Here is a 25,804-nt window from a genome sequence, read left to right on the forward strand (position 1 = left end):
CCAGCGCGGAGAACCATGCCCGGCCCGAACGCCCCAGCCCCAGCCCCAGCCCCACCCCGATCCCGCCCAACAGGCCGCCTGCGCGCCCGGCCGCTGCTGCGGCGCCGCGCCCGCCTCCGGGTCGACCCGTTCATCGCCTCCCTGCTCGGCACCGTGGCACTCGCCGCCCTGCTCCCCGCCCGCGGCGCCGCCGCCCCGGTCGTCTCGGACGCCGCCACCGGCGGGGTCGCCGTGCTGTTCTTCCTCTACGGCGCCCGGCTCTCCGCCCGCGAGGCCTGGAACGGGCTCAAGCAGTGGCGGCTGCACGGCACCGTGCTCGCGGTGACCTTCGTCCTCTTCCCCCTGCTCGGGACAGCCGCCCACCTGCTGGTGCCGAGCGTCCTGACACCGCAGCTCTACCAGGGCCTGCTGTTCCTGACCCTGCTGCCCTCCACCGTGCAGTCCTCGATCGCCTTCACCTCGATCGCCCGCGGCAACACCGCCGCCGCGGTCTGCAGCGCCACCTTCTCCAGCCTCTTCGGCGTCCTCCTGACCCCGCTGCTCGCCGCCGTACTGCTGCACACCAAGGGCGGCGTCTCGGCGGGCACCGTGCTGGAGATCGCCGAGCAACTCCTCCTGCCCTTCGCCGTCGGCCAGGTGCTGCGCCGCTGGATCGCCGCCTGGACGGCCCGCCACCGCGCCGTCCTCGCCCTGGTGGACCGCGGCTCGATCCTGCTGGTCGTCTACAGCGCCTTCAGCGCCGCCGTCGTCGGCGGGATGTGGAGCACGCTCTCGCTCCCCCGGCTGGCCGCCCTGCTGGTGACCGAGTCGGCGTTGCTGGCACTGGTCCTGACCGCCACCCTGCTGGGCGGCCGCCGGCTCGGCTTCGACCGCGGTGATCTGATCGCGATCGTCTTCTGCGGCTCCAAGAAGAGCCTGGCCGGCGGCGTCCCGATGGCCGCCGTGCTCTTCCCCGGTGCGGCGGCCGGGCTGATGGTGCTGCCGCTGATGCTCTTCCACCAGCTGCAGCTGATGGTCTGCGCCGTCCTGGCCCGCCGCTGGGCCGCCCAGACCCCGGCCGCCCAGGCCCCGGCCGCCGGGGCGAGCCGCCCGAACGAAGCGCTCGCCCAGGCCTGACGCCCGCCGGAGCCCTCACGACCAGGGGTCGCACGACCGAGGCGGGCAGGAAATCCAGGTGCCCCGGCCGCCACTCGCCCCTACCCTTCCCGCCATGGACAGTACCGGGGCCGAGCGGCTCCTGAACGTCGTGGACGTCGAGGCCACCTGCTGGGCCCGCGGCCAACCGCAGGGCGCGGTGAGCGAGATCATCGAGATCGGGCTGACCGTCGTCGACCTGGCCACCGCGGAGCGCCTCGCCCGGCACCGGATCCTGGTGCGTCCCGTCCGCTCCACGGTCAGCGGGTTCTGCACGGAGTTGACCGGCCTCACGCAAGGCGAGGTGGACGGCGGGGTCGGCTTCGCCGAGGCGTGTCGGCTGCTCGCGACCGAACACCACGCCGGGTCCCGCCCGTGGGCCAGTTGGGGCGACTACGACCGCAACCAGTTCACCCGGCAGTGCCGGTCCACCCGGACGCCCTATCCCTTCGGCCGGCACCACACCAACGCCAAGGCGGTCTTCACCGAGGCGTACGGCCTGCGCAGACGCCCCGGCATGGCGGAGGCCCTGGAGCTCGCCGGGCGGCGGCTCGAAGGCCGCCACCACCGCGGCGAGGACGATGCCTGGAACATCGCCGGCCTCGTCCTCCACCTCTCCGAGCGGGGCGTCTGGCCGGACCCGAGCTGAGCGCCCCGTCTCCCCTGTTCAGACTGCGGCCTGACGGGCCGCCAGGTCGTCCAGGATGGTGGCGGTGGCGGTCGCGCCGAAGCGTTCGGCGCCGGCGGCCACGAACTCCAGCATCCGGTCCAGGGTGCGCACCCCGCCCGCGGCCTTGACCCTCATGTGCGCGGGGACGTTCGCCCGCATCAGCCGGACGTCCTCCAGGGTCGCGCCGCCGGGCGCGAAGCCGGTGGAGGTCTTCACGAAGTCCGCGCCCGCCAGGGTGCTGAGCCGGCAGGCGCGCAGTTTGGCCTCGTCGTCGAGGTAGGCGTTCTCGAAGATCACCTTGGTCAGGCCGGCGCCCGCCGCGGCGTCGACGACCGCCGCGATGTCCTGCCGCACCGCGTCGTCCTCGCCACCGAGCAGCAGGCCGATGTTGAGCACCATGTCGAGTTCGGTCGCGCCCGCCGCCAGGGCGTCGGCCGCCTCGCCCGCCTTGGTCGCCGTGGTGGTGCCGCCGTGCGGGAAGCCGACGACGGTGCCGACCGCGACCGCGGTGCCGGCGAGCGCCTTGACCGCGAGGGTGACGTCGGCGGGGCGCACGCAGACGGCGGCGACGTCGTAGGTCGCGGCGAGTTCGCAGCCGAGCAGGACCTCGGTGGTGGTGAGTTCGGGCCGCAGGAGCGAGTGGTCGATCATCTTGGCGAGCTGCCGGACCTCGATGCCGGTGGAGTCCATGAGCCTGTCCTAGGGGTGAGGCGTTTTCGCGGCGCACCGCTCGGGGCGCGACCGCGCGGACGGTCCGACCGTAGCCCACACCTGTCTAGCTGTCTATACAGCCAGGCGGGGCACACGCCCACGGTGAATGTGACGCGAATCACGTTGCACACCCCTTGCCATTGATGTCTTTCGCCATGGAATGTCCCGCTCTGCACTGGTCTACGCTGGTTGACTAGACAGCTAGACGGCGTAGTCTCAATTTCGGAGGCCCCCTTTTGGAAACGGATTTCGCGCCCAGGTACCACCGGATCGAACAGGCGCTCCGGAGCCGGATCGCCGAACACCGACCACACGACCCGCTCCCCTCGGAAGCGGATTTGTGCGAGGAATTCGGGGTGAGCCGCATGACCGCCCGGGCAGCCGTTCAGCGGCTCGTCACGGAAGGTCTGGTCTACCGGGTTTCCGGGCGCGGGACATTCGTCGCGGAACCGCCGACGCACCGTCGCGCGGAAAACCTCGTCCGATTCAGCGAAGAAATGCGCAGACAGGGCCGGAAGCCCTCGTCACGACTGATTTCGGCCGCTCTCCGGGCGGCTCGGCCGGAGGAGGTCCACCGGCTCCGGCTCCGCAAGTCGGCCCAGGTCGTCGAGATCGACCGGGTCCGGCTGGCCGACGGGATCCCGACCGCACTGGAGCGGGCGGTGTTCCCCGAGGACCTCGCCGCCCTGCTGGAGGTCGACTTCCGGACGGCCTCGATGCACGAGACGCTCGCCGGGCTCGGCCGGACGCCGACCCGCGGATACTCCTCCATCCGGGCCGAGACGGCCGGTGAGCGCGAGGCGGAGCTGCTGGCGGTGGCCCCGGGCACCGCCCTGCTCGTCGAGGAACGCCTCATCACGGACCAGGACGAGCACCCCCTGGAACTCACCCGGACCCGCTACGTGGGCGACCGGTACGCACTGGACGTCGCCTTCGAGGTCGAATCCTGAGACGACCCCCGAGCCGCGCGGTCGCCGCCACGACCCGCGGGAGGACGAAGGGTCGCGACCGCGGGCAGACGAAGGGCGCCGAACGAACCGCACGGAACGACATTTCCGACGGGGGACTGCAACAACCGGCGGGCGATGCGGCCCGCCACTGCCAGCGGTGGAACGACACGAATGTGCGGAGGGAAAACCGTGTACGCGTACCTGATGTCCTCTCCCGGCGAAATAAATCGCACCGTGGTGCCCGACCCGGAATGTCGCGAGGACGAGATCCTGCTGCAGACCGAGGCCGTTTCGATCTGCTCGACCGACGTCTCCTACTTCCGCGGCCACCTCTTCTCCGAGAAATGGCCGATCATTCCCGGGCACGAATACGTGGGAAGGGTCGTCGAGGTCGGAAAGCGGCTGCGGGACGACGTCCGACCGGGCGACCGGGTCACCTACTGGGGACAGACCGACTTCGACGGAATGGCCGAGTACCGGGCGCTGCGCCCGCTCTTCCCCGGCCGAGCCGGCGTCGAGACGGCCTGGTACACCGGGCGGAACTTCTACGACGCCGACCAGGCCGCGGCGGTCGTCCTGCCGCCGCACGTGCCCTCGGACCTCGCCTCCGTGATCGAGCCGCTGACCTCCGTCCTGCGCTCGTTGCTGCTCAACCCGCCGAAGCCCGGCGACACCTGCGTCGTCCTCGGCTGCGGCCCCAGCGCCCAGTTGGCCGTCCAGGTGCTGCACCGCCACCTCGGCGCCGGCTCGATCACCGTGCTGGACCGCAACAGCGAGCGGATGGACCTCGCACTGCGGCACGGCGCCGCCCACGCCTTCAACACCGACACCCAGGCCGCGGAACTCGAGGCGTACGTGCGCGAGCACCACGACCACTACGCGGACTACGTCTTCGACGCCCTGCCCCACATCGCGGCGCCGGTGCGCCCCGCCGGGCCGACCGGCGCCCCGGACAAGGACATCCGGGAGATCGCGATGGGCCTGCTGCGCCCCGGCGGCTCGTACGTCATCTACGGCGCGACGGCCGTCCCGCAGCGGCTCAACACCTGGATGATCCTGGCCAAGGGCCTCAAGCTGCTCTCCACCCCCTTCGACGTCCGCTCGTTCCCGATGGCCCGCTCCGCGCACGTCACCGCCGTGGCCCTGCGGCTCGTCGAATCGGGTCTGGTCGACCCCGCCCCGCTGATCACCACCCGGGCCCGGCTCGACGACGAGGCCGCCGTCCGCGAGGCGTTCACCGGGTACGGCCTGGGCGCGTCGATGAAGACCTCACTGCTGGCCCCGTCCGTCCTCCTCGACCACGTGCGCCGCACGGCCGCCGCGACCGTCCCCGCCCTCTCGGCCGCCGCGACCGCGTCCGGGGCCGGCACCCCCGGCGCCCTCGCCGAGCAGGCCGGGATACCCGGGTGACCGCCGCCCCGGCGCCGGTCGCCCGGGCCCAGGGGATCCCTGCCTTCGCCCGCGACCGGCTGACCGCCACGGCCTACGGCGGCCTGGCCGTGTACGCCTACGTCCTCTACGCGCTGGGCCCGCTGCTGCCGCTGCTGCGCCAGGACCTGCGGCTGTCCTACGCGCTGATGAGCCTGCACTCCACCGCCTTCGCCGCCGGCGCGATGCTCACCAACCTGCTGTTCCGCCGACTGCGGACCCGCCTGGACCACCGGGTGCTCTTCTGGTCCGCGCTCACCACCCTGGCCCTGGGCTCGCTCCTGCTCGCGACCGGGCTCTCCGCCGCCGTCACCCTCACGGCGGCGCTGCTGGGCGGGATCGGCGGGGCGCTGCTGCAGACCACCGCCCTGGCGGTGCTGGCCGAGCACCACGGCGCCCACGAATCCCTGCGGGCCCGGGCCCTGGTCGAGGCCAACGCCGCGGCGAGCGTCAGCGCGCTCGCCGCGCCGCTGGTCATCAGCGGCCTGGACGGCGCCGGGGCCGCCTGGAACTGGTGCCTGGTGCTGCCGGCCCTCGCCGTCGCCGCCATGTACCCGGTACTGCGCGCGGAGCCGCTGCGCCCACGCGCCCTGCCCTCCCCCGGGGGAGCCACGACGGCGGCCCGGCAGCCCGACCGACCGGGCGGCTCGTTCCCGCTCCGCGCCGCCCTGTGCGGCCTGGTCGTCGGCTTCGAGTTCTGCCTCGCCTACTACGCCGCGCCCCTGCTGACCAGCACCGCCGATCTGACGGACGGTCAGGCCTCATCCGCCCTGGCCCTGTTCTACGGCGGTGAGCTGGCCGGCCGGCTCGCGGGCAGCCGGCTGACGGCCGGCGCCCGGACCGCCCGCTCGGCCGCGCTGGTGGCCGGCTCGCTGACCGTCGCCGCCGCCGGGTTCCTCGCCCTGTGGCTCGCCTCCACCAACTGGCTCGCCCTGCTGGGCCTGTTCCTCGGTGGGCTGGGCGTCGCCAACCTCTTCCCGCTGACCCTCTCGCTCGCGGTGAGCGCGGCCCCGGGCCGCACCGACCAGGCCACGGCCCGCGTCCAACTCGCGGTCAGCACCTGCATCATGCTCGCACCCCTGCTGCTCGGCACGCTGTCCGACCGACTCGGCGTCCGATCGGCCTTCGGCCTCGCCGGCCTCCTGCTGCCCCTCGCCGCGCTGCTGCTCGCCACCGGGCGACGCCGCCCGGCCCCCTCCGACGCGTCCCCCTCGGGAGCCACCCCGCATGTCCGCCACTGAGAGCTCCGCCCGGGCCCGCGACACCCTGGCCCGCAACCACCGCACCGGATTCTCCCGGGCCGCCCAGCGCCACTACGACTTCACCTGCCCCTCCCCGGACAGCTACCCCTTCCAATGGGCCTGGGACAGCAGCTTCCACGCCATCGCCCTCACCCACGTCGACACCCGCCGGGCCCGGGACGAACTGCGCTCCCTGCTCAGCGCGGCCACCCCGACCGGCTTCCTGCCGCACATGGTCCTCTGGCAGGACGACCTGCGCCCGCGGGCCACCGAGGACTTCAGGATCGACCTCTGGGAGGGGTGGCGGTCCGTCACCATCGCCCCGCCCGTGGTGGCCCGGGCCGTCGAGCGGGTGTACCGGGCCACCGGCGACAACCTCTGGCTGCGCCGCGTCCTGCCGCCGACCCTCGCCTTCTTCGGCTGGCTCAGGGAGCACCGCACCAGCCCCGGCACCGGCCTGCTGGAGATCTACCAGCCCGACGAGTCCGGACTGGACAGCAGCCCCAAGTACGACGGCGCCCTCGGCATCGAAGCGGCCGCCGAGGGCGCGGTGCGCGACGCCTGGCACGACGCGATGCGCTCGCTGATCACCGCCTACTCCTCCCCCGCCCGCACACCGGAGACCCCGCTGCGCGCGCGGCGGCTGTTCGTCTGGAACGACGTGCTCGTCAACACGGTCTACGCCGACGGGCTGGCCTGCCTGGCCCGCCTGATGCGGACGGCCGGAGCCAACGGGCGCGCAGCGAACGGGCGCACCGCGGACCGGCTGGCCGCGGAGTCCGGCGCGATCGGCGCCGCCCTGATGCGCCACTGCTGGGACGAGACCACCGGCGCCTTCCACGACCTCGACCTGGTCGCCGGCAAGCGCGACGGGATCCTCACGGCCGGCTCCCTGCTGCCCGTCCTCCTGGACTCGGTGCCGGAGCCCGCCGCCCGCCGGGTGATCGAGCAACACCTGCTGAACGAACGGGAGTTCTGGCGGCCCCACCCGGTGCCCAGTGTCGCCGCCACCGAACCCTCCTACGACCCCGGGTTCCGCACCGGGGCCATCTTCCGCGGCTCCAGCTGGATCAACCTCAACTGGTACCTGTACTGGGGCCTGCGCCGACGCGGCTACCGGGCGGAGGCCGACACGCTCGCGGCGCGCAGCTGCGCACTCGTCGCGGCCTCCGACACCACCCGGGAGTGCTACGGCCCGGAGGACGCGGCCGGGCACGGCGCGCGCTCCTTCGGCTGGAGCTCCCTCGTCCTGGACCTGGCCGCCGCCCCGGCCGCGTCGACGGAAGAGGGCTGACATGGCCAACTGGGGATTCCTGGGCGCCGGTTCGATCGCCGCCTCCAGCCTCGCCCCCGCCGTGCACGCGGCCCACGGCCCGCGCCTGCACGCCGTCGCCGCGACCGACGCGCGACGGGCCCGGGCCCTCGACCCGGCGCGGGTGTACCCCGACTACGGGGACCTGCTGGACGACCCGGCCGTCGACATCGTCTACATCGCGCTCCACAACAGCGCTCACCGCCCGTGGGTGGAACGCGCCCTGCGCGCGGGCAAGCACGTGCTGTGCGAGAAGCCGCTCGGGCTGACCGCCGCCGAGGTCGCCGCCATGACCGCCACGGCCCGGGCCACCGGACGGCTGCTCGTCGAGGCCGCCTGGAACCGTTGGCACCCGCGCACCCGGGACCTCGAAGGCCTGATCGCCCGCGGCGCGATCGGCACCGTCCGCTCCGTCACCGCCCGGTTCGACGGTCTCGCCCCCGCCCCCGGCAACTACCGCCGCGACGCCGCCCTCGGCGGCGGCGCCCTCTACGACGTCGGCTACTACGCCGTCTCCGCCGCACTCGCCGCCTTCGGCTGGCGCGCGCCGAACGTTCTCCGGGCCGAGCAGGACCACTGGCAACCCGGCTCCGCCGACTCGGCCACCCGCGTCCTGCTGGAGTTCCCCGGCCGGGGAACGGCCGAGGTCGGCTGCTCGCTCGTCGGCGCCGTGTCCGAGACCTTCACCGCCACCGGCACGGACGGCTCGATCACCCTCGCCCCACCGGCCTACTGCGCCGGCTCCGCCGCCAGCGACCTCACCGCCACCGGCGCGGACCGGCGCCACTACCCGGCCCAGAACCCCTACCGCCTGATGGTCGAGGCGGTGGACTCCGCCGCCCGGGGGGACACCACCGCCCACCTCGTCCCGCTCGCGCAGTCACTCCTCATCGCGACCACCCTGGACGCCGTCCGCGGCCACCTTGCAGGAGGCGGCTGACGACCGACACCGGCCGGCCCCGGTTCGGCTCCCCGGCACCCGGCCCGACCTGCCGCGATCCGGGAAGCTCTGATTCGATAGGGGGCGTCGCCACCGTCGTCACCGCCGTCTGCAAGGAGCAGGACCCTGAGTACGTCGTTCGCCGAAGCCTTGTCCGTCGGCCTGCTGGTCCTGGTGCTGGTCTGTGCGGTGGCCCGGCCGTGGGGGTGGCCGGAGGCGGTGGTCGCGGTGCCGGCCGCGGGGCTGGTGGTCGCCACCGGCGCGATCCCGTGGGCGCACGCGGTGGCCGAGGCGCAGCGGCTCGGGCCGGTGATCGGGTTCCTGGCGGCCGTGCTGGTGCTTGCGCAGTTGTGCGACGACGAGGGGCTGTTCCGCGCCTGCGGGGCCTGGATGGCCCGCACCGCGGCCGGGAGTCCGCGGCGGCTGCTGGCCCAGGTGTTCGTCGTCGCGTCGGTGATCACGGCGGTACTCAGCCTGGACGCCACCGTGGTGCTGCTGACGCCGGTGGTGTTCGCCACGGCGGCCCGGCTCGGTGCCCGCCCCAAGCCGCACCTGTACGCCTGCGCCCACCTGTCGAACACCGCCTCGCTGCTGCTGCCGGTCTCCAACCTCACCAATCTGCTGGCCTTCGCCGCCAGCGGGCTCAGCTTCACCCGCTTCGCCGCCCTGATGGCGCTGCCCTGGCTGGCGGCCGTCGCGGTGGAGTACGTGGTGCTGCGCCGCTACTTCGCCGCCGACCTGGACGCGGGCACCGCGGCCGACGCCGAGGTGGCCGTACCGGAGATGCCGCTGTTCGCGCTGCTCACGGTGGCGGGCACGCTGGCCGGCTTCGTGCTGACCTCGGTCGTCGGGGTCGATCCGGCCTGGGCGGCCGCGGCCGGCGCCCTGGTGCTGGCCGTCCGGGCGCTCGCCCGGCGCCGCACCTCCCCGGCGGCGATCGTCCGCTCGGCCGCCGTGCCGTTCCTGGCCTTCGTCCTCGCGCTCGGCATCGTGGTCCGGGCGGTGGTCGACAACGGGCTGGCCTCCGCGCTCGGGCACCTCCTCCCGGGCGGCAGCTCGCTGCCCGCCCTGCTCGGCGTCGCGGCGCTGGCGGCCGTCCTGGCGAACGTCATCAACAACCTGCCCGCCACCCTGGTGCTGCTCCCGCTGGCCGTCCCCTCCGGCTCCGGCGCCGTCCTGGCCGTGCTGCTGGGGGTGAACATCGGCCCCAACCTCACCTACGCCGGCTCGCTGGCCACCCTGCTGTGGCGGCGGATCGTCCGCGAGCACGACACCGAGATCGGCCTGGGCGAGTTCACCCGGCTCGGGCTGCTCGTGGTACCCGCCGCCCTGACGGTCTCCGTGGTGGCACTGTGGGGGTCCCTGCAGATCATCGGAGTTTGAGGAGGCCGACACCGTGACCGTCGTCGTCTGGATCGCCGAAGGCACCTGGCCCGCCTGTGTGGACGCCGCCCGCGTCCACGCGCCGCAGGGCGCGGAGCTCGTCCTGCTGCACGTCAGCGGCCAGGACGTGCCCGGCGTCGCGCACGGCGCCTTCGCCGGCCTGCTGGGGCGCGGCCACCGCGAACGCGACCCCGGCGACCAGGTGGAGCGCCTCGCCGCCGCCTCCGCCCGGCACCTCCTGGACGCCGCCGCCGACCGCCTCGGCCGCCCCTGCACCCGGCTGGAGCGCACCGGCCGCACCGAACGCGAGGTGGTCACGGCGGCCGAGGGGGCCGAGCTGCTGGTCCTGGCCCGGGACGGCGACCGCACCCGGCTGGGGCCCCACAGCCTCGGCCCCGCCACCCGCTTCGTCGTCGACCACGCCCCCTGCCCCGTCCTGCTCGTCTGGCCGGAGCCGGCGCCGGGGGCCGAGACCCTGCCCCCTCCTCCGCCGCACCGGCACCGGTAGGCGTTCGGTGCCCGGCGTCCGGCCTCGGGTGGGAAGAGCCGGAGGCGGTCCCGTGATCGACTGAGCCGGCCCGCGAACCGCGCCCGCCCGCCCGCGCCCGCCCGCCCGGGTCAGGGCGCCTGCGGCACCGGCTTCCACGGCGTGTTCGCAGCTGGTCGGCCGGATATGACTGCACGGTGCTGTGCCGTCAACGCGGAGCGGTTATTTCACTCACTCGGACGGAGGGCATGCACCCTTCCGCCGCAGCTCGGGGCGCCCGCACAGCCGGTCGCGCACACCCGAGGTACACGTGATCTCCGCAGAAGCCCCGCGCCGGACCGCTGTCGCGACGGGGGCGGACCTGCATAGGCTCCGCAGACACCCGTCGCGGCACACGGGCACCTTACGGAAGATCGAATGAGTTACTGCACGTTCTGCCAGCGGCACCTCAACGGCGCCCTCTCCTGCCCCGGCTGCGGGCGGCCCGCAGAGGCGCTCCCGCAGCAGGCTCCGGTCCGCCCGGCCGCGGCCCCGGCCACCGCGGCGCCCGCGCCCCGGCGGGCCCGGCGGCGATCGAACCGGCGGCGCGGCGCCCTGCTCGGCCTGGTCGCGCTCGGCGTGGTGGCGGGCGGACTGACCACCGCGGTGGTGGCCTTCGGCGAGGGCGACGGCTCGGCGGTCCCGCTCCCGCCGGGCGGGACGACGGCGCCCGCGTCGACGGCCACGCCGTCCGCGCCCGGCTCCGCGCGCACCCCCACGACGACGCCGACCGCGCCGGGCACCGCGAGCGCCCCGGCACAGCCCTCGGCCACCAGCGCCCGGCCCAGCGCGTCGCGGACGACCGCCGCCCCGTCACGCCCGGCCGCGTCGACCGCCCCCCAGCCCGCGCCACCCACCGCGGCGCCGACCACCGGGGGGCACTCCCCCAGCCCGACCGCACCCTCCCCCTCACCCTCCGCGACGGCGACCTGCAAGCCGTTCCTGTTCTGGTGCACCTGACCCCTTCGGGAGCGGTCGAGGGCGCGGCGGGATGATGTCGGCCTGCTCGGGCGCGGGCAACCGGCTCCGGACCCCGCGCAGCTGAACACGGCCGCACGGCCGGTCCCGCCACGGTGGCGGGACCGGCCGTGCGGCACCCGCCGTTACGGTGCGCCGGTCGGCGCGAGCGCGTGGACGGTGACGATCGGGTGCAGCCGGCGGGTGTGGTCGACCGGGCGGACCGGGCCGGTGAGCCGCAGCGTCGCGGTGAGCCGGTGGTCGGTACTGGAGGCGGCGATCCGCAGTTCCAGGGCGCCGGGCTCGACGACCCGCCGGCCGTCGCGGCCGGTGAAGGAGGCCAGATCGGCGGGGACGGTCAGCTCCACCCGGCAGCCCGCTCCGGCGTCCAGCGGGATCCGCCGGTAGCCGATCAGCCGCTGCACCGGCTGGACGACGGAGGCCACCGGGTCGTGGAGGTAGAGCTGCACCACCTCGGTGCCCGCCCGGGTGCCGGTGTTGTGCAGCTCGAAGGCCAGCCGGAACGCTCCGTCGGTGCCCGTCTCGGCGGTCGCCACCGCCAGGGCGGACCAGCTGAACTCGCTGTAGCCGAGCCCGTGGCCGAAACCGAAGGCCGGAGTCGGGTCGGTGCTGGAGACCCCGCCGGCCTGGGCCAGCCGGGCGGCCAGGTAGGTGGAGGGCTGGACGCCGGGGTGCGCGGGGACGGAGACGGGCAGCCGCCCGGACGGGTTGACCCGGCCGCTGAGCACCCCGGCGAGCGCCGTCGTCCCGGACTCGCCGGGGAAGAAGCACTGGACGATCCCGGCCGCCTCGGTGACGGCGCGGCCCAGCGCGTACGGCCGCCCGGCCAGCAGGGTGACCACCGCCGGAGTCCCGACGTCCAGCACCGCCTCCAGCAATTCCCGCTGCTTGCCGGGCAGTTCGAGCGATTCGACGTCGCATCCCTCGCCGCTGGTGCCGCGCCCGAACAGCCCGGCCCGGTCGCCGAGGGCGAGCACCACCACATCGGCCCACCGGGCGGCCTCGACCGCCTCGGCAAGGCCGGCGGTCTCCTCGCCGTCGACCGTCACGCCGAGCACCGTGCGCAGCTCGGCGCCCGTGAACTCCGCCGCCAACGCCTCGCGGAGGGTGGGGAGTTCGAGGCCGAGCGGCGTCCCGGGGTGCTGACTGCCCACGTGCACCGGGAAGGAGTAGCAGCCGAGCACCGCGGTGGGCTCCTCGGCGTTCGGGCCGATCAGCGCGATCCGGGCGGGGTTGCGCAGCGGCAGCAGGCCGTCGTTGCGCAGCAGCACCACGGCCTGCTCGGCGAGCTCGGTGGCGAGGGCGCGGTTGGCGGGCCGGTCCAGGTCGACCAGGCCGCGCAGCGCCGCCGGGTCGCCCGGGTCGGCGTCGGCGAGGACGGCCGGGACGGGGTTCCAGTCCGCGTCCAGCAGCCCGAGTTCGGCCTTCTGGACCAGGACCCGGCGCAGCGCCCGGTCGATCAGCCGCTCCGGGACGCTGCCCGCCACGACCGCGTCGAACAGCGGCTGTCCGAAGGCGTCGACGGTCGGCAGTTCGACGTCGACTCCCCCGGCCAGGGCGAGCCCGGCGGCGTCGGAGCGGTCCTCGGCCACGCCGTGCAGGGTGGCGAGGAAGGCGATCCCGAAGTAGTCGGCGACGACCGTGCCGGTGAACCCCCAGGTGTCCCGGAGCAGTCCGGTGAGCAGGGCCTGGTCGGCGGCGGAGGGGAGGCCGTCGGTGTCGGTGTAGGCGGGCATGACCGAGCGCGGGCGGCCCTCCCGCACGGCCATCTCGAAGGGCGGCAGGATGACGTCGGCGCGCTCGCGCGGGCCCATCGAGACGGGGGCCAGGTTGCGTCCGGCGCGGGAGGCGGAGTACCCGGCGAAGTGCTTGAGGGTGGCGACGATCCCGGCCGACTCCAGGCCCTGGACGTAGGCGGTGGCGATGGTACCGACCAGGTACGGGTCCTCGCCGATGGTCTCCTCGACCCGCCCCCAGCGGGCGTCGCGGACCACGTCGAGCACCGGGGCCAGCCCTTGGTGGACGCCGACGGACCGCATGTCGCGGCCGATCGCAGCGGCCATCCTGCGGACCAGCCCGGGGTCGAAGGCGGCGCCCCAGGAGAGCGGGACGGGGTACGCCGTGGCCCCCCAGGCGGCGAAGCCGGCCAGGCACTCCTCGTGGGCCAGGGCCGGGATGCCGAAGCGGTTGGCGGCGACGATCCGCTGCTGGGTGCGCAGCAGCGAGAGCGCGCCCAGCGCCGGGTCGACCGGGACGGTGCCGAACGGCCGGGTCAGCTGGCCGAGTCCGAAGGGCAGCAGGGTGTCGAGGTCGGGGGGCGGCGCCATCTCGTGCTGGTGCGGGGCGACTTCCTCGCCGTCCGGGTCGGCGCCGACCCAGGCGCCGACCAGTTGGGCGGTCTTCTCCCGCAGGGTCATCGCGGCGATCAGGGCGTCGGCCCGGGCCTGCGGGGTGAGCGTGGTGTCGTGCCATGCGGCCTCGGAGGCGGGCTCGGTCAGGGGCCCGAGCCCGGGCGCGGGCTTGCGGTGGTCGTTCATTTTCCTCCGACCCCCGTCAGGCCCTGGACCAGGGCGCGGCGGGCGAACAGGTAGACGACGAGGACGGGGAGCATGGACAGCACGACGGCGCTGAGCAGTCCGGGGACGTCGACGCCGTGTTCGGTCTGGAACTCGTACAGGCCGAGGGTGACGACCTTGGTGGATTCGGACTGGGTGAGGATGAGCGGGAAGAGGAAGCCGTTCCAGGCCTGGAGGGCGGCGAAGACCGTGATCGAGGCCAGTCCGCCCTTGGACATCGGGAGCACCAGCTGCCGGAACACCCGGGCCGGGGAGGCTCCGTCCATCGCCATCGCCTCGTACAGCTCGGGGCCGATGTCGCGCATCGCGCCGGTCAGCACCAGGGTGCAGACCGGCAGGCAGAAGGCCGCGGTCGGGAGGATGACGCCGATCAGGTGGTCGTACAGGCCGGTCTTGCTGATGACGTAGAACATCGGCACGATCACCGCCTGGGCGGGGATCGCCAGGCCCAGCAGGAACAGCCGGAACACCCAGCCGGTCGCCCGGCCGCGGGCGCGGACGATGGCGTAGGAGAGCGGCGGGACGACCAGCAGCACGATGGCGACCACACCGGCGGTGACGGTCAGGGTGTTGAGGAAGTCCTGGCCGAAGCCGCTGGAGAGGTCGGTCAGGTAGTTCTGCACGGTCCACTGGGCGGGCAGGCCGAGCGGGCCCTCGGTGGAGTAGTCGGCACGGGTGCGGAAGGTGGCGATCAGCAGCACGTACAGCGGCAGGCCGACCAGCACCAGCCAGACCAGCGAGCCGAACCCGGCGAGGACGTTGGGGCGTCGGCGCATCACAGGCCCTCCGTGGTGCCGCGCATCTTGTCGTAGCCGGAGACCCGGACCACTACCAGCGAGATCAGGGTGGCGACGACCACCAGGACCAGCGCGATCGCCGAGCCGACGCCGAAGTCGAAGCCCTTGAAGGCCTTCTGGTACATGTAGTAGGCGGTCACGGTGGTGTCGTTGCCGGGGCCGCCCTGGGTGAGGATCAGCACCGTGTCGAAGGTGGTCAGGCCGCCGACCACCATGAGGATCATCGAGGTGATGACGGTGTTGCGCAGCTGCGGCAGGGTGATGTGGAAGAACTGCCGCACCCGGCCCGCGCCGTCGACCGCCGCGGCCTGGTAGAGCACCTGGGGGATCGCCCGGGCCCCGCCCTGGTAGATCAGCGCGTGCAGCGGGGTGAACTGCCAGACGCCGACGAAGGTCAGCACGCCGATCGCGCCGCTCCTGGTGCCGAGCAGGTTGCCGTCTCCGAACAGCCAGGTGAGCTCGGCCGGTACGCCGAAGTTGGGGTCGAGCACGGCCCGCCACACCACGGAGACGGCGGTCGCCGAGAGCAGCAGCGGCACGAAGTAGATCGCCGAGAGCACGGCCCGGTTGCGCTGTCGGCCGGCGGCCCAGACGCCCAGCAGGATGCTGACCGGTGTCTGGGTCACCACGCCGAGGACGGTGAGCAGCAGGGTGGTCCAGATGGACTGGAGCATCACCGGGTCGTGGATCAGGGCGGTCCAGTTGTCCAGGCCGTTGAAGCGCGGTTCGCCGATGCCGTCCCAGCTGGTGAAGGAGAGCACGACGACCAGCAGCAGCGGTGTGAGCGCGAACAACAGGAAGAACACGGCTGCCGGGAGGGCCCAGACGAAGCCCGGGCGGGTCGCCCCCGCGCCGGGGCGCGTGCGGCGGGCCGCACGGCCGGCCGCCCCCCGGCTCGTCGCCAGGCTGGTCATGAGGTCGGCAAGGCCTGCATGGCCTTGATGAAGCCGTCGGCGTCGAGCCTGCCGTCGAAGAACTGCTGGACGGCGGTGTGCATCGGGGTCATGGCGCTCGGCGGGTAGGCCTGGTCCCAGGAGAGCTGGAACGAGGGCGCGGCCTTGACCAGCTGGTACTGGTCCTTGGAGTAGCCGGGGCTGGCGGAGAGGTCGAGGTGGTCGAGGGTGTTGGTGGTGGTCGGCAGGTTGCCGATGGCCAACTGGGCCTTCACGAAGTCCTCGGAGTACATCAGCTTGAGGAAGGCCGCGGCGGCCTCCGGGTGCTTGGTCTTCTTGAGCACGGAGTAGAAGTTGTTGGTGTTGCCGACGACGTCGGCCGGGTCGCCCTTGCCGCCGCTGAGGGACGGGAAGGCGCTGTAGCCGAGGCCGGACTTGGCGAAGTCCGGGTTGGCGTCCTGCTGGGTGGAGTAGTACCAGGAGCCCATCAGCTCGAAGGCGGCCTTGCCCTTGGCGACCAGGGCCGGGGAGCCGCCGTCGGTGAACTTCACGGAGTCGTAGGTGCTCCCGAAGGCCCCGGAGTCGACCAGCTGCTTGAGGGTGTCCAGTGCCTTGCGGCTGTCCTCGCTCGCCCAGGCCTCCCGGTCGCCGCCGAGGGCCTTCTGGAACAGGCCGGGGCCGGCGATCCGGTCGTAGAGGTACTCGAACCACATCATGGTGGGCCACTGGTCGCCGCCGCCGAGCGAGATCGGGGTGACGCCCTTGGCCTTCAGCGCCTTGGTGGCGGCCACCAGCTCGTCCCAGGTCTTCGGCGGGGTGAGCCCGGCGTCGGCGAGCACCTTCTTGTTGTGGAACAGCAGCACCGGCTGGGTACCGCGCATCGGCACCCCGTACGCCTTGCCGTCGATCACCGCCGAGTTGAAGACCGAGGGCAGGAAGTTGTCCTTGAGGCCCGGGTCCTTGGCGATGAAGTCGTCCAGCGGGAGCAGCAGGTCCGCCTTGACGAACGGCTGGATGGAGCCGCCACCCCAGTTGAAGAACACGTCGGGGGCCCGCGAGCTGTTGATCACGGTCTGGAGCTTCTGCTGGTAGTCCGCACCGGGGACGGTGTCGAGCACCGCCTTGACCTTGGAGGTCTTGTTGAAGGTCTCGACGATCTGCTTCTCGACCTTGTTGCCGGCGTCCCCGTAGACCAGCACGTGGATCGTGCCTGCTCCGGCGTCGGAGGAGGAGTCGCTGGAGCCGCAGGCGGCGGACGTCCCCAGGACGAGTGCGGTGACCGCGGTGACCGCGGCGAGTCTGGATCGCATATCCTGCCCTCTGTTTCGAATGTTTTGAGCAAGTTGCCGAATGTTGTGGGAAACTTAGAACTGCCCTGACTGCCCGTCAAGAGCACGGACGGGATCGGCGCCGGCGGGCCGGCGGGCTAGCATCCGTGCGGTACGGCCCGCCCGCGGCCGTACCGACAGCCACCCACGACGGCGTTCGCCCAGCAGGGGCAGTGCAGGAGGAACCCGTGGACAGAGCGGCCACGCTCGCCGAGATCGCACAGCAGGCAGGGGTCTCGGCACCGACAGTTTCGAAAGTCCTGAACGGGCGCGCCGACGTCGCCCCGGCCACCCGGGAGCGGGTGGAGGCGCTGCTCCAGCAGTACGGCTACCGGCGGCGGCGCGGCAACCGCCAGACCAGCCCGCTGCTGGAACTGGTCTTCCACGAGTTGGAGAGCGCCTGGGCGGTGGAGGTGATCCGCGGCGTCGAGAACGCCGTCCGCGAGGAGGGCCTGAGCATCGTGCTCTCCGAGTCCGCCGAGCGGCACGGCCCCGGGCAGTCCTGGGTGGACGGGGTGCTCGCCCGCCGCCCCACCGGCGTGGTGCTGGTGCTCTCCGACCTGGACCGCGCCCTGCGCGAGCAACTGGCCCGCCGGGACATCCCCTTCGTGGTGATGGACCCGGCCGGCGACCCCGGTCAGGAGGTACCCGCCGTCGGCACCACCAACTGGGACGGCGGCCTCGCCGCCACCCGGCACCTCCTCGACCTCGGCCACCGCCGGATCGGCCTGATCGGCGGCCCCGCCCGGATGATGTGCAGCCGGGCCCGCGCCGACGGCTACCGGGCGGCGCTCGACATGGCCGGCCTCCCGTACGACCGGGAGCTGGTCCGCGAGGGCGACTTCCACCACGAGTCCGGGCGCCGGCTCGGCCTGGAACTGCTGCGCCTGCCGAACCGCCCGACCGCCGTGTTCGCCGGGAACGACCTCCAGGCGCTCGGCCTGTACGAGGCCGCCCGCGAGCTGGGGCTGCGCATCCCGGAGGACCTCAGCGTGGTCGGCTTCGACGACCTCCCGCTGGCCCGCTGGGTCGGTCCGCCGCTGACCACCGTGCGCCAGCCGCTGACCGAGATGGCCGAGACGGCGACCCGCCTGGTGATCGACCTGGCCCGGGGGGTGCAGCCCGGCACGCTCCGGGTGGACCTGGCCACCCGCCTGGTCGAGCGCAGCAGCACGGCCCCACCGCGCACGGCCGGTTGACGGAGCCGCCGGGCGGGCCGGACCGGCGCTGGGAAAGGCTGTGCGGCCGGACGGCCCGGGAAACCCGGTGCCGTCCGGCCGCACTACTGCCGTGCCGTCATGCGTGTTGTCGTGCGTGCCGTCAGCCGAGGGTCCACTTCTGGTTGCCGCCGCCGCTGCAGCTCCACAGCTGGACCAGGGCCCCGTCGGCGGTGGAGGCGCCGGTCACGTCCAGGCACAGGCCGGACTGGACGCCGGTGACGGTGCCGTCCGCGTTGACGCTCCACTGCTGGTTGGCCTGGCCGTTGCACGTCCAGACGACCGCCTTGGTGCCGTTGGCGGCACCCTGCCCGGAGGCGTCCAGGCACAGCCGGCTGGTGCCGTCGTAGACGCTGAGCCGACCGTCCGAGGTGTGGGTCCAGACCTGGTTGCTCCCGCCCCAGCAGCTGTAGACCTGCACCTGGGTGCCCGGAGTGGTCGAACCGTTCGGCACGTCGAGGCACTTGCCGGCGCCGGCCGCGCGCAGTGCGCCCGTGGTACCGGTGCCACCGCCGCCGGGGCTGCTCGAACCGCCGAGCGCGGAGAGTGCCGCGGAGTAGGCCGGCTTGGGCTGGTCGTTGCCGTCGTACATGGTGGCCGCGCCCGTCCCCGGGAAGGTCCCGGGGATCCAGGAGTGGGCGTCGTCCACGCCCCACTGGCTCACCCCGACGCAGCGGGAGACGGCCAGGCAGGCCCGGACCACCGCCGCGTAGTCGTTGGCCTGCTGCTGCAACGCCGCGCCGGAGGCCGGGAGTTGGATCCGGTCGTCCAGTTCGGTGACGGCCACGTCCAGACCCAGGTCGGCGAACCGCTGCATGTTGGCCTGGAGGTCGGAGGGGACCTGGCCGAGGACGAAGTGGCTCTCCAGACCGATGCCGCCCAGCGGCACCCCCTGGGCGAGCAGCGACCGGGCCAGGCGGTAGAGGGCGTCGCTCTTCGCGTTCACGCCCTCGATGTTGTAGTCGTTGATGTAGAGCTTCGCCCCCGGGTCGGCGGCGTGCGCGGTGCGCAGTGCGTCGGCGAAGTAGTCGACGCCCATCGCTCGGTAGAAGACGTGCGGGACGAAGGAGCCGTCGCCGTTGAAGGGCTCGTTGATCACGTCCCAGGCGTAGACCTGGCCCTTGTAGTGCCCGGCCTCGGCGGTGATGTGCGACTCCATCGCGGAGCGCACCTGGTTCTGCGGCAGGTTCGAGACCCAGCCCGGGAGCTGGTTCTGCCACACCAGGTTGTGGCCGCGCACCCGCATGCCCTTCGACTTGGCGAACTGCACGAGCTGGTCGCCCGGCCCGAAGTCGAACGAGCCGCGGGACGGTTCGACGGCGTCCCACTTCATCTCGTTGGCCGGGGTGAGCATGTCGAACTGCGCTCCGGCGACGGCGACCTCGCCGGGGACGTTGAGGTCGCCGCGCTCGATCGCGGTGCCGAAGTAGCGGCCTTTCGCTTCCGCGGCCGCCCTCAAAGTGCCGTCGGCCGCCGCGGCCGGGGTGGCCGCGGCCAGCGCGCCGGTCGCGAGCACCAACGCCAGGGCCAGGGCGGCGGTCCAGGCGCGGTGCATTCCGATCAGGATCCTGCGAAGAGGCATGGTCGACCTCCGGGGTCGTCCGTGGGGGGGTGGGGTGTGAACACCCGCGTGGCCGGCGGGCCTTGCCGCACGGGTGAGGACGGTGGTGGAGCCGTCGGTTCGGGGGGCGGGAGCATCGCAGCGGTGGATTGCGCTCCCGCCGCTAGGTAACTCGCTGTGTATGGGACGCGTCAATACGCGGTTGAATGTTTCGACGATGTTTCGGAAACTTCTGGGCACCCCGCCTGCGTCCAGCATGCGGAATGCCCCCGGTCGGATTCGTTGACTCGGCACCCCGGGCCGGGCTAGCTTCACCGGAAGCGCTTCCACTCTCCCCACGGCATCCTCACACCTTTACGGTGGGAGCGCTCCCAATCGGCTCCGGACAGGAGATGAATCCCTATGGACGAGCCACGCACCCAGCTGGGCGACACCGTCGGCACCCGCTTCGTCGAGCGCAATCTCGACCTCGTCGGCAAGCTCCACCAACGATCCGTCCTCCCCGCCGTCATCGACGTCGCACGGGGACGGCGACTGGCCTCCCCCCTCGTGGTCGACCTCGACCCGACCACCGTCTGCGACCTGGCCTGCCCGGAGTGCATCTCCTCCCAAGTGCTGCACCACGGGCAGATCGGCCAGGACCGCGTCGTACAACTCGCCCACGAACTCGCGGACTCCAAGGTCCTCGCCGTGATCCTGATCGGCGGCGGCGAGCCACTGCTGCACCGCTCCGTCGGCCGGGTGATCGAGGTGCTCCACGAGGCGGGCATCAAGCTCGGCCTGGTGACCAACGGCACCCAGATCCACCGCTACCTCGGCCAACTCGCCGACATGCTCTCCTGGGTGCGGGTGTCGATCGACGCCGGCAGTGCCGAGACCTACTCCGCCTTCCGCCCCAGCCGGGGCAAGCACAGCGCGTTCCCGCAGGTCATCGGGAACATGCGGGCGTTGGCCGCCCGGAAGAGCGGCCGGCTCGGCTACTCCTTCCTGCTCATGCAGCGCTTCGACCAGGACGGCAAGGTCACCGACTCCAACTACGCCGAGGTGTACCAGGCCGGCGTGCTCGCCAAGGAGATCGGCTGCGACTACTTCGAGGTCAAGGCCATGCTCGACGAGGACCACTACACCGTCAACCAGAGCCCCGAGTCCATCGCGCTCGTCGAGGAGCAGATCGCCCGGCTGCGCGGCCTGGAGGACGACGGCTTCCACGTCCTGCACTCCTCCAACTGGCAGGCCGTGCGCCATAGATCGGACACCGTCCAGGAGAAGGACTACCACCGGTGCTCGATCGCCGAACTGCGCACCACCGTCACCCCGACCGGCGTCTTCGTCTGCCCGTACCACCGGGGCAACCCCAAGGGCCGGATCGGCGACATCGGGCAGTCGACCTTCGCCGAGATGTGGGCCGCCGCCGACACCGGCGTCATCGACCCGAGCCGGGACTGCCGGTTCGTCTGCGCGCGGCACGCCTCCAACCAGGAGATCGCCACCCTCGCGACCGGAACGGACCGTGAGATGTCCGACGACTTCGACCCGTTCATCTGATGGAGCGTCAATTCAGCTGTCCCTCCGTATCCATGAGACTGGAGCCGCGATGAGAACAGTCGTGATCGGAGCCGGTCCCGCGGGACTCACCTGCATACGGCAGGCCCGCGCCGCCGGCCTCGACGTCAGCTGCCACGAGAAGCTGGAGGATCTCGGCGGCATCTGGAACCCCTCGGGCGGCGGCGCCTACCCGGGGGTGCGCATGCAGAGCTCACGCATGAGCATGCCGTTCAGCGACCACCCGCCCGGCTTCGCCGGCGCCTTCCCGGCGCAGCACGAAGTCCAGGAGTACCTGCGCTCGTACGCCGCCCGGTACGGACTCCTCGACGCCGTCTCCTTCGGCAGCGAAGTCGTCCGGGTCGCGAAGGCGGACGGCTCCTGGCAGGTCACCACCCGGACGACGGACGGCCGGCAGCGCACCGAGCGGGCCGACGCCGTGCTGGTCGCCAACGGCGAACTCTGGCACCCCCGGCTGCCGGACCGTCTGCCGGCCCCCGGAGCGCCCGTCCAGGTGCTCACCGCGCCCGAGTACCGCGGACCGACGGGCTTCGCCGGCCGGCGGGTGCTGGTGGTAGGCGGCGGCGTGAGCGGCGCCGACATCGCCGCCGACCTCGGCACCACCGCCGCGCACGTGGACTGGTCGGTGCGCCGCCGCCAGCTCTTCCTGCCGCGCCTGATCGGAGGCGCCTACAACGACGCACTGCTCTCGTACGCGGGCCGGGTGGCCGTCGAGGAGCTGCCGTACCCGGTCTACCTCGACCGGCTGGCCGAGCTCCTCCCCGAGTACATGGCGATGTACCGGGCCACCGGTCTGCTGCCGGAGGCCGGCTTCCACGGCGCCGTGCACGTCAACGACCGGATCGTCCCCCGGGTCCACGCCGGGGACGTGCACCCGGTGCCGGCCTTCGCGCGCTTCGCCGAGGACGGCACGGTGGAGTTCACGGACGGCTCCCGCCGCGACTACGACGCCGTGGTGCTGTGCCTCGGCTACCGGATGCCCGACTACGGCTTCATCGAGGGGCTGCGCCGCCAGGACCTGTACGAGCACCACTTCTGGCGCCACGACCCGACCCTGGCCGTGGTCAACACCCCGGTGGACACCGAGGCCTTCGGCACGGCCTGCCCGTACTTCGAGGCGGTGGCCGGCTGGGTCGTCTCCGTCCTGACCGGAAAGGCGGCGCTGCCCGACGCCCGCGCCCGCGCCGACTGGTGCGAGCGCCACATGGGAGCCCTGGAGGACCGCCGCTACCTCGACTGCTGGCTGGAGACCGTCCGACTGGGCCTGCTCAGCGACAGCCTGCCGGACCCGGCCGTCGACTTCGCCGCGTACTGGACGGTGGTCTCCAGCCAGGTGGACCCCGCCAATCTGGGGCCCGGCCCGGCCACGGCGATCCCGGCGGTGCTCGACGGCCGGCTGGACCTCGCCGGCCTGCGGCACCGCATCCTGGCGGCCCTGCCGGCGCACGTCCGCGCACGCCTGCTCGCCGAGGCCGAGATCGACCGGGACGACCTGGCCGCCGCCGCCCGCGTCCCGGCCGGCCGCGAGCTGGCCCCCTGGCTGCCGTACCGGCAACGGGAGAGCGGGCCGAGGGGGGCGACGCCGTGACCGCGGAATCCGTCGAGAGCCCCGCGCCCGTCGCCCCGGCCCGGGCCGTCGGCCGATGGCGCCTGCTCACCGACCGGTCGGTGCAGAGCCTGATCGCCGCCAACGGCGTGGTCGGGCTGGCCGGCGCCTTCGTGATACCCACCGTCAGCCTCTTCCTGGCGGACGCCGTCCAGGCGACCCCGCTGATGATCGGCCTGTTCTTCGCCGTCCGATCGGTCGGCGAGATCGGCACCGACCTGGCCATGGGCGTCGTCTCCGACCGGCTGCGCGACCGCCGTACCGTGCTGGTGCTGACGGCGCTGTGCAACGCGGCCGGGGCGCTCTGCTACTCCGTCCTTCGCGACTACTACCTGCTGCTGCCGGCCGGCCTGGTGTGTTTCGGCCTCGGCGGTGCCTGCTTCGGGCAACTCTTCGCCTACACCAGGGAGTTGGCTGAGGAAAGAAAGGTCGACGCACCGTTCTTCAACGGCTTCCAGCGTTCGATCACCTCGCTGGCCTGGGTGGTCGGCCCGCCGGTCGCCTTCTGGCTGGTCGCCCAGTGGTCCTTCGCGGTGCTCTACGCGAGCGCGGCCGGCCTGTCCCTGCTCGCCGCGGCGGTCTGCCGCTGGGGCCTGCCCGCGCTCCCCCGCCCGGCGCCGGAGGACCGGTCCGCCGACACCGCTCCCGGGCTGCGCGGGCTGCTCGCCGGACTCGGTCCGCGCTCCGGCCTGCTGCTCGTGGCGATCGTGCTGCTGCTGGGCGCCAACATGATGTACCAGATCGACCTCTCGCTGCGCATCACCGTCGAACTCCACCAGAGCACCGCCTTCGCCGGCCTGCTGCTCGGGCTGGGCGCGGTGCTGGAGATCCCGCTGATGATCGGGGTCGGGGTCTGGGCCGACCGGATCGGCAAGAACAGGCTGCTGCTCCTGGCCACGCTCTGCGCGACGCTCTTCTTCGCGGTCCTGCCGCTGGTGCACAGCCGCACCCTGCTCCTGCTCCTCCAACTGCCCAACGCCTTCTGGACCGCGGTGGTGATGAACATCCCCGTCGTGATGCTCCAGGACTCCCTGCCCGGGCGCCCCGGCACCGCCTCCTCGCTCTACGCCAGCGCGTTCAAGACCGGCATGTTCCTCGGCGGCCTGGTGGTCGGCACGGTCGCGACCTGGACGGGCTACGGACAGGTCTTCTGGGTGTGCGCCGGCCTCACCGCCCTCGCCGGGCTGCTGGTCCTCCTGCCCGGGAGCCCGGGCAGCTCCGAACCCACCGGACTCCCCGAAGGAAGTGCCGCATGAGCGCGCCGCCCGACTGCACGGTGATCGTGCCCACCTACAACCGCTCCCACCTGCTGCGGCACACCCTGGACTCGCTGGCCCGCCAACGCCTCTCCCCCGGTGGCTCCTTCGAGGTGATCGTCGTCGACGACGGCTCCACCGACGACACCGCCGAGGCCGTCGCCGACCGGCACGACCGGCTCGACCTGCGCTACTTCTTCCAGGAGGACCAGGGCTACCGGGTGGCCGCGGCCCGCAACGTCGGCATCCACCACGCCCGCGGCGGGATCTGCGTCTTCGTCGACTCCGGCGTCCTGCTGCACTCCGGTGCGCTCGCCGCGCACCTCGCCGCCCACGGCGGGTCCGAGGACCCGGTCGCCGTCATGGGCTACGTCCACTGCTTCAACGAGGGCAACGAGGACGGCGAGCAGATCCTCCGGGAGATCGACTTCACCGACCCGGACGCCTCCCTGCGCCGGTTCACCGAGCAACAGCGGTGGCCGGACCTCCGGGAGAGCTACTACGCGCGCTACGGCGAGGAGCTCGGCGCGCTCACCGCGCCCTGGCTCATGTGGTGGACGTGCCACGTGTCCGCGGACACGGCCCAACTGCGCCGGGTCGGCGGCTTCGACGAGGCGTACCGCTCCTGGGGAGCCGAGGACGTCGACCTCGGCTACCGCCTGCACACCGCCGGCGCCCGGTTCGTCCTGCGCCGCGACGCCGCCTCGCTGCACGTGCCCCACCCCAAGAGCTACCGGTCCAACATGGCCTCGGCGGCCGCCAACTACCGTTACTTCGCCGAGAAGTTCGACACCCCGGTGGCCAGACTCGTGCCCGACCACCACTTCGAGGAGATCGAGGACCTCCTGCGCTCCCGGGGGCTCGCCGACGGAGCGGTGACCGACCGCTTCGGGACGGTCAGCCGCGCGATGGACCAGGCCACCGCCGAGGGGAGCGGCAGATGACTCCGCCGCTCCTGGGCACCTGGACCGAATGGCACCTGCGCGCCAGGCGCTCCGAGGGCACCGCACTGGTCTTCGCGCCGCATCCCGACGACGAGGTGATCGCCTGCGGCGGCACCATCGCCCGGCTGGTCGCCGGGGGCACCCGGGTGCACGTGGTCTTCGCCACGGACGGCGCCATGTCGCACTCCGCGGTGCTCGGCATCCACACCGACCCCACCCCGGCCGAGCTGCGCGAGATCCGCCGCCGGGAGGCCCGGGCGGCCGCGCGGACGCTGGGACTGCCGGAGGACGCCGTACGGTTCCTCGACTTCCCGGACACCCGCCTCGCCGACCACCTGACGACGTTCCGCGCCAAGGTCCTGGAGGTGCTCGACGCCCATCCGGGGGCAGTCGAGGTCTACCTCCCGCACGAGGTGCGGGAGCTCAACGCCGACCACCGGCTGACCGGCGAGACCGTGCTCGGCTGCCTGGCCGAACGGGAGCTCTCGCCGACCGTCTACCGCTACGTGGTCTGGGACGAGCGGACGGAGCAGGAGTTCGCCTTCGTCAACCGGAACCCGGCGTCCGGCGGCAGCGGCGCCGCCGAGCGGCTGATCGCCGTCGACATCACCGGGCAACTGCCGATCAAGCGGGCCGCCCTGCGTGAACACCGCACCCAGGTCGAACTGTTCGCCCCGGGGCAGACCCGGCCGGTCGTCCCGGAGCCGTTCCAGGAGCGCGTACTGGCGGCCCGTACCGAGGAGTTCTGGATCAGCGCGCCGGCACCCGCCCGGCCGGGAACGGAGTGACA

22 protein-coding genes and 1 pseudogene are annotated in these 25,804 nt (G+C 73.1%); 17 read left to right on the forward strand and 6 right to left on the reverse strand.

Annotated elements, in window-relative coordinates; translation table 11 throughout:
- Window positions 1-153: 153 nt before the first annotated feature.
- Complete coding sequence (locus ABTY61_RS34115; protein WP_502895475.1) at window positions 154-1,116, forward strand: bile acid:sodium symporter family protein; 963 nt, start codon at window positions 154-156, stop codon at window positions 1,114-1,116.
- A gap of 94 nt (window positions 1,117-1,210) precedes the next feature.
- On the forward strand, window positions 1,211-1,783 hold the full coding sequence (locus tag ABTY61_RS34120) for a 3'-5' exonuclease (protein ID WP_350509035.1): 573 nt from the start codon (window positions 1,211-1,213) through the stop codon (window positions 1,781-1,783).
- An 18-nt stretch (window positions 1,784-1,801) separates the two neighbouring features.
- Here ABTY61_RS34120 and deoC read toward each other — a convergent pair whose 3' ends face one another.
- A complete protein-coding gene (gene deoC / locus ABTY61_RS34125; RefSeq protein WP_350509036.1) occupies window positions 1,802-2,494 on the reverse strand; it encodes a deoxyribose-phosphate aldolase in 693 nt (230 codons plus the stop codon).
- 257 nt (window positions 2,495-2,751) lie between these two features.
- Here deoC and ABTY61_RS34130 point away from each other — a divergent pair.
- The 9 genes and pseudogenes from ABTY61_RS34130 to ABTY61_RS34170 form a co-directional block, all read left to right on the forward strand.
- Window positions 2,752-2,946, forward strand: a pseudogene (locus ABTY61_RS34130) (GntR family transcriptional regulator); the annotation flags it as partial.
- Between the two features lie 66 nt (window positions 2,947-3,012).
- Window positions 3,013-3,465, forward strand: coding sequence for a GntR family transcriptional regulator (locus ABTY61_RS34135; protein WP_350509058.1), 453 nt, complete (start codon window positions 3,013-3,015; stop codon window positions 3,463-3,465).
- A gap of 189 nt (window positions 3,466-3,654) precedes the next feature.
- Entirely contained in the window at window positions 3,655-4,875 is a 1,221-nt protein-coding gene (locus ABTY61_RS34140; RefSeq protein WP_350509037.1) for a zinc-dependent alcohol dehydrogenase, read from the forward strand.
- On the forward strand, window positions 4,872-6,134 hold the full coding sequence (locus tag ABTY61_RS34145) for an MFS transporter (protein ID WP_350509038.1): 1,263 nt from the start codon (window positions 4,872-4,874) through the stop codon (window positions 6,132-6,134). Before ABTY61_RS34140 ends, ABTY61_RS34145 begins: the two co-directional genes overlap by 4 nt.
- On the forward strand, window positions 6,121-7,428 hold the full coding sequence (locus ABTY61_RS34150) for an amylo-alpha-1,6-glucosidase (RefSeq protein ID WP_350509039.1): 1,308 nt from the start codon (window positions 6,121-6,123) through the stop codon (window positions 7,426-7,428). Before ABTY61_RS34145 ends, ABTY61_RS34150 begins: the two co-directional genes overlap by 14 nt.
- 1 nt (window position 7,429) lies before the next feature.
- Complete coding sequence (locus tag ABTY61_RS34155; RefSeq protein ID WP_350509040.1) at window positions 7,430-8,386, forward strand: Gfo/Idh/MocA family protein; 957 nt, start codon at window positions 7,430-7,432, stop codon at window positions 8,384-8,386.
- 126 nt (window positions 8,387-8,512) lie between these two features.
- On the forward strand, window positions 8,513-9,769 hold the full coding sequence (locus ABTY61_RS34160; RefSeq protein WP_350509059.1) for an arsenic transporter: 1,257 nt from the start codon (window positions 8,513-8,515) through the stop codon (window positions 9,767-9,769).
- A 13-nt stretch (window positions 9,770-9,782) separates the two neighbouring features.
- Window positions 9,783-10,277: a universal stress protein gene (locus tag ABTY61_RS34165; protein WP_350509041.1), complete on the forward strand. Its 495-nt coding sequence runs from the start codon at window positions 9,783-9,785 to the stop codon at window positions 10,275-10,277.
- Window positions 10,278-10,673: 396 nt separating this feature from the next.
- Window positions 10,674-11,255 carry a hypothetical protein gene (locus tag ABTY61_RS34170; protein WP_350509042.1) on the forward strand — a complete coding sequence of 194 codons (582 nt, stop codon included), beginning with the start codon at window positions 10,674-10,676 and terminating at the stop codon, window positions 11,253-11,255.
- Between the two features lie 143 nt (window positions 11,256-11,398).
- On the opposite strand, the gene ABTY61_RS34175 is transcribed toward ABTY61_RS34170, so the two are convergent.
- From ABTY61_RS34175 to ABTY61_RS34190, 4 genes are read right to left on the reverse strand one after another with little or no spacing between them, the layout of a single operon-like run.
- Window positions 11,399-13,810: a beta-xylosidase/alpha-l-arabinosidase gene (locus tag ABTY61_RS34175; protein WP_502895476.1), complete on the reverse strand. Its 2,412-nt coding sequence runs from the start codon at window positions 13,808-13,810 to the stop codon at window positions 11,399-11,401.
- Window positions 13,807-14,625 (reverse strand): carbohydrate ABC transporter permease, encoded by an 819-nt coding sequence (locus tag ABTY61_RS34180; RefSeq protein WP_350509043.1) that lies wholly within the window; start codon window positions 14,623-14,625, stop codon window positions 13,807-13,809. Before ABTY61_RS34180 ends, ABTY61_RS34175 begins: the two co-directional genes overlap by 4 nt.
- Window positions 14,625-15,560 (reverse strand): carbohydrate ABC transporter permease, encoded by a 936-nt coding sequence (locus tag ABTY61_RS34185; RefSeq protein ID WP_350509044.1) that lies wholly within the window; start codon window positions 15,558-15,560, stop codon window positions 14,625-14,627. Before ABTY61_RS34185 ends, ABTY61_RS34180 begins: the two co-directional genes overlap by 1 nt.
- Window positions 15,557-16,849 carry an ABC transporter substrate-binding protein gene (locus ABTY61_RS34190; protein ID WP_350509045.1) on the reverse strand — a complete coding sequence of 431 codons (1,293 nt, stop codon included), beginning with the start codon at window positions 16,847-16,849 and terminating at the stop codon, window positions 15,557-15,559. The genes ABTY61_RS34185 and ABTY61_RS34190 overlap by 4 nt, the downstream gene beginning before the upstream one ends.
- Window positions 16,850-17,055: 206 nt before the next feature.
- Between ABTY61_RS34190 and ABTY61_RS34195 the strand changes: the two genes are divergently transcribed.
- A complete protein-coding gene (locus tag ABTY61_RS34195) occupies window positions 17,056-18,066 on the forward strand; it encodes a LacI family DNA-binding transcriptional regulator (RefSeq protein ID WP_350509046.1) in 1,011 nt (336 codons plus the stop codon).
- Window positions 18,067-18,187: 121 nt separating this feature from the next.
- On the opposite strand, the gene ABTY61_RS34200 is transcribed toward ABTY61_RS34195, so the two are convergent.
- The gene (locus ABTY61_RS34200) at window positions 18,188-19,666 is read right to left on the reverse strand and encodes an endo-1,4-beta-xylanase (RefSeq protein ID WP_350509047.1); all 1,479 of its coding nucleotides are present in this window, start codon (window positions 19,664-19,666) and stop codon (window positions 18,188-18,190) included.
- A gap of 381 nt (window positions 19,667-20,047) precedes the next feature.
- Between ABTY61_RS34200 and ABTY61_RS34205 the strand changes: the two genes are divergently transcribed.
- From ABTY61_RS34205 to ABTY61_RS34225, 5 genes are read left to right on the forward strand one after another with little or no spacing between them, the layout of a single operon-like run.
- Window positions 20,048-21,190, forward strand: a complete 1,143-nt coding sequence (locus tag ABTY61_RS34205; RefSeq protein WP_350509048.1) for a radical SAM protein — start codon at window positions 20,048-20,050, stop codon at window positions 21,188-21,190.
- 49 nt (window positions 21,191-21,239) lie between these two features.
- Complete coding sequence (locus tag ABTY61_RS34210; protein ID WP_350509049.1) at window positions 21,240-22,796, forward strand: NAD(P)-binding domain-containing protein; 1,557 nt, start codon at window positions 21,240-21,242, stop codon at window positions 22,794-22,796.
- Window positions 22,793-24,070, forward strand: a complete 1,278-nt coding sequence (locus ABTY61_RS34215; RefSeq protein ID WP_350509050.1) for a sugar efflux transporter — start codon at window positions 22,793-22,795, stop codon at window positions 24,068-24,070. Before ABTY61_RS34210 ends, ABTY61_RS34215 begins: the two co-directional genes overlap by 4 nt.
- The gene (locus ABTY61_RS34220; RefSeq protein WP_350509051.1) at window positions 24,067-25,014 is read left to right on the forward strand and encodes a glycosyltransferase; all 948 of its coding nucleotides are present in this window, start codon (window positions 24,067-24,069) and stop codon (window positions 25,012-25,014) included. Before ABTY61_RS34215 ends, ABTY61_RS34220 begins: the two co-directional genes overlap by 4 nt.
- Window positions 25,011-25,802 (forward strand): PIG-L deacetylase family protein, encoded by a 792-nt coding sequence (locus ABTY61_RS34225; RefSeq protein WP_350509052.1) that lies wholly within the window; start codon window positions 25,011-25,013, stop codon window positions 25,800-25,802. Before ABTY61_RS34220 ends, ABTY61_RS34225 begins: the two co-directional genes overlap by 4 nt.
- Window positions 25,803-25,804 lie beyond the last annotated feature (2 nt).

Source organism: Kitasatospora sp. NPDC096128 (assembly GCF_040303105.1).
Classification (GTDB): Bacteria; Actinomycetota; Actinomycetes; order Streptomycetales; family Streptomycetaceae; genus Kitasatospora.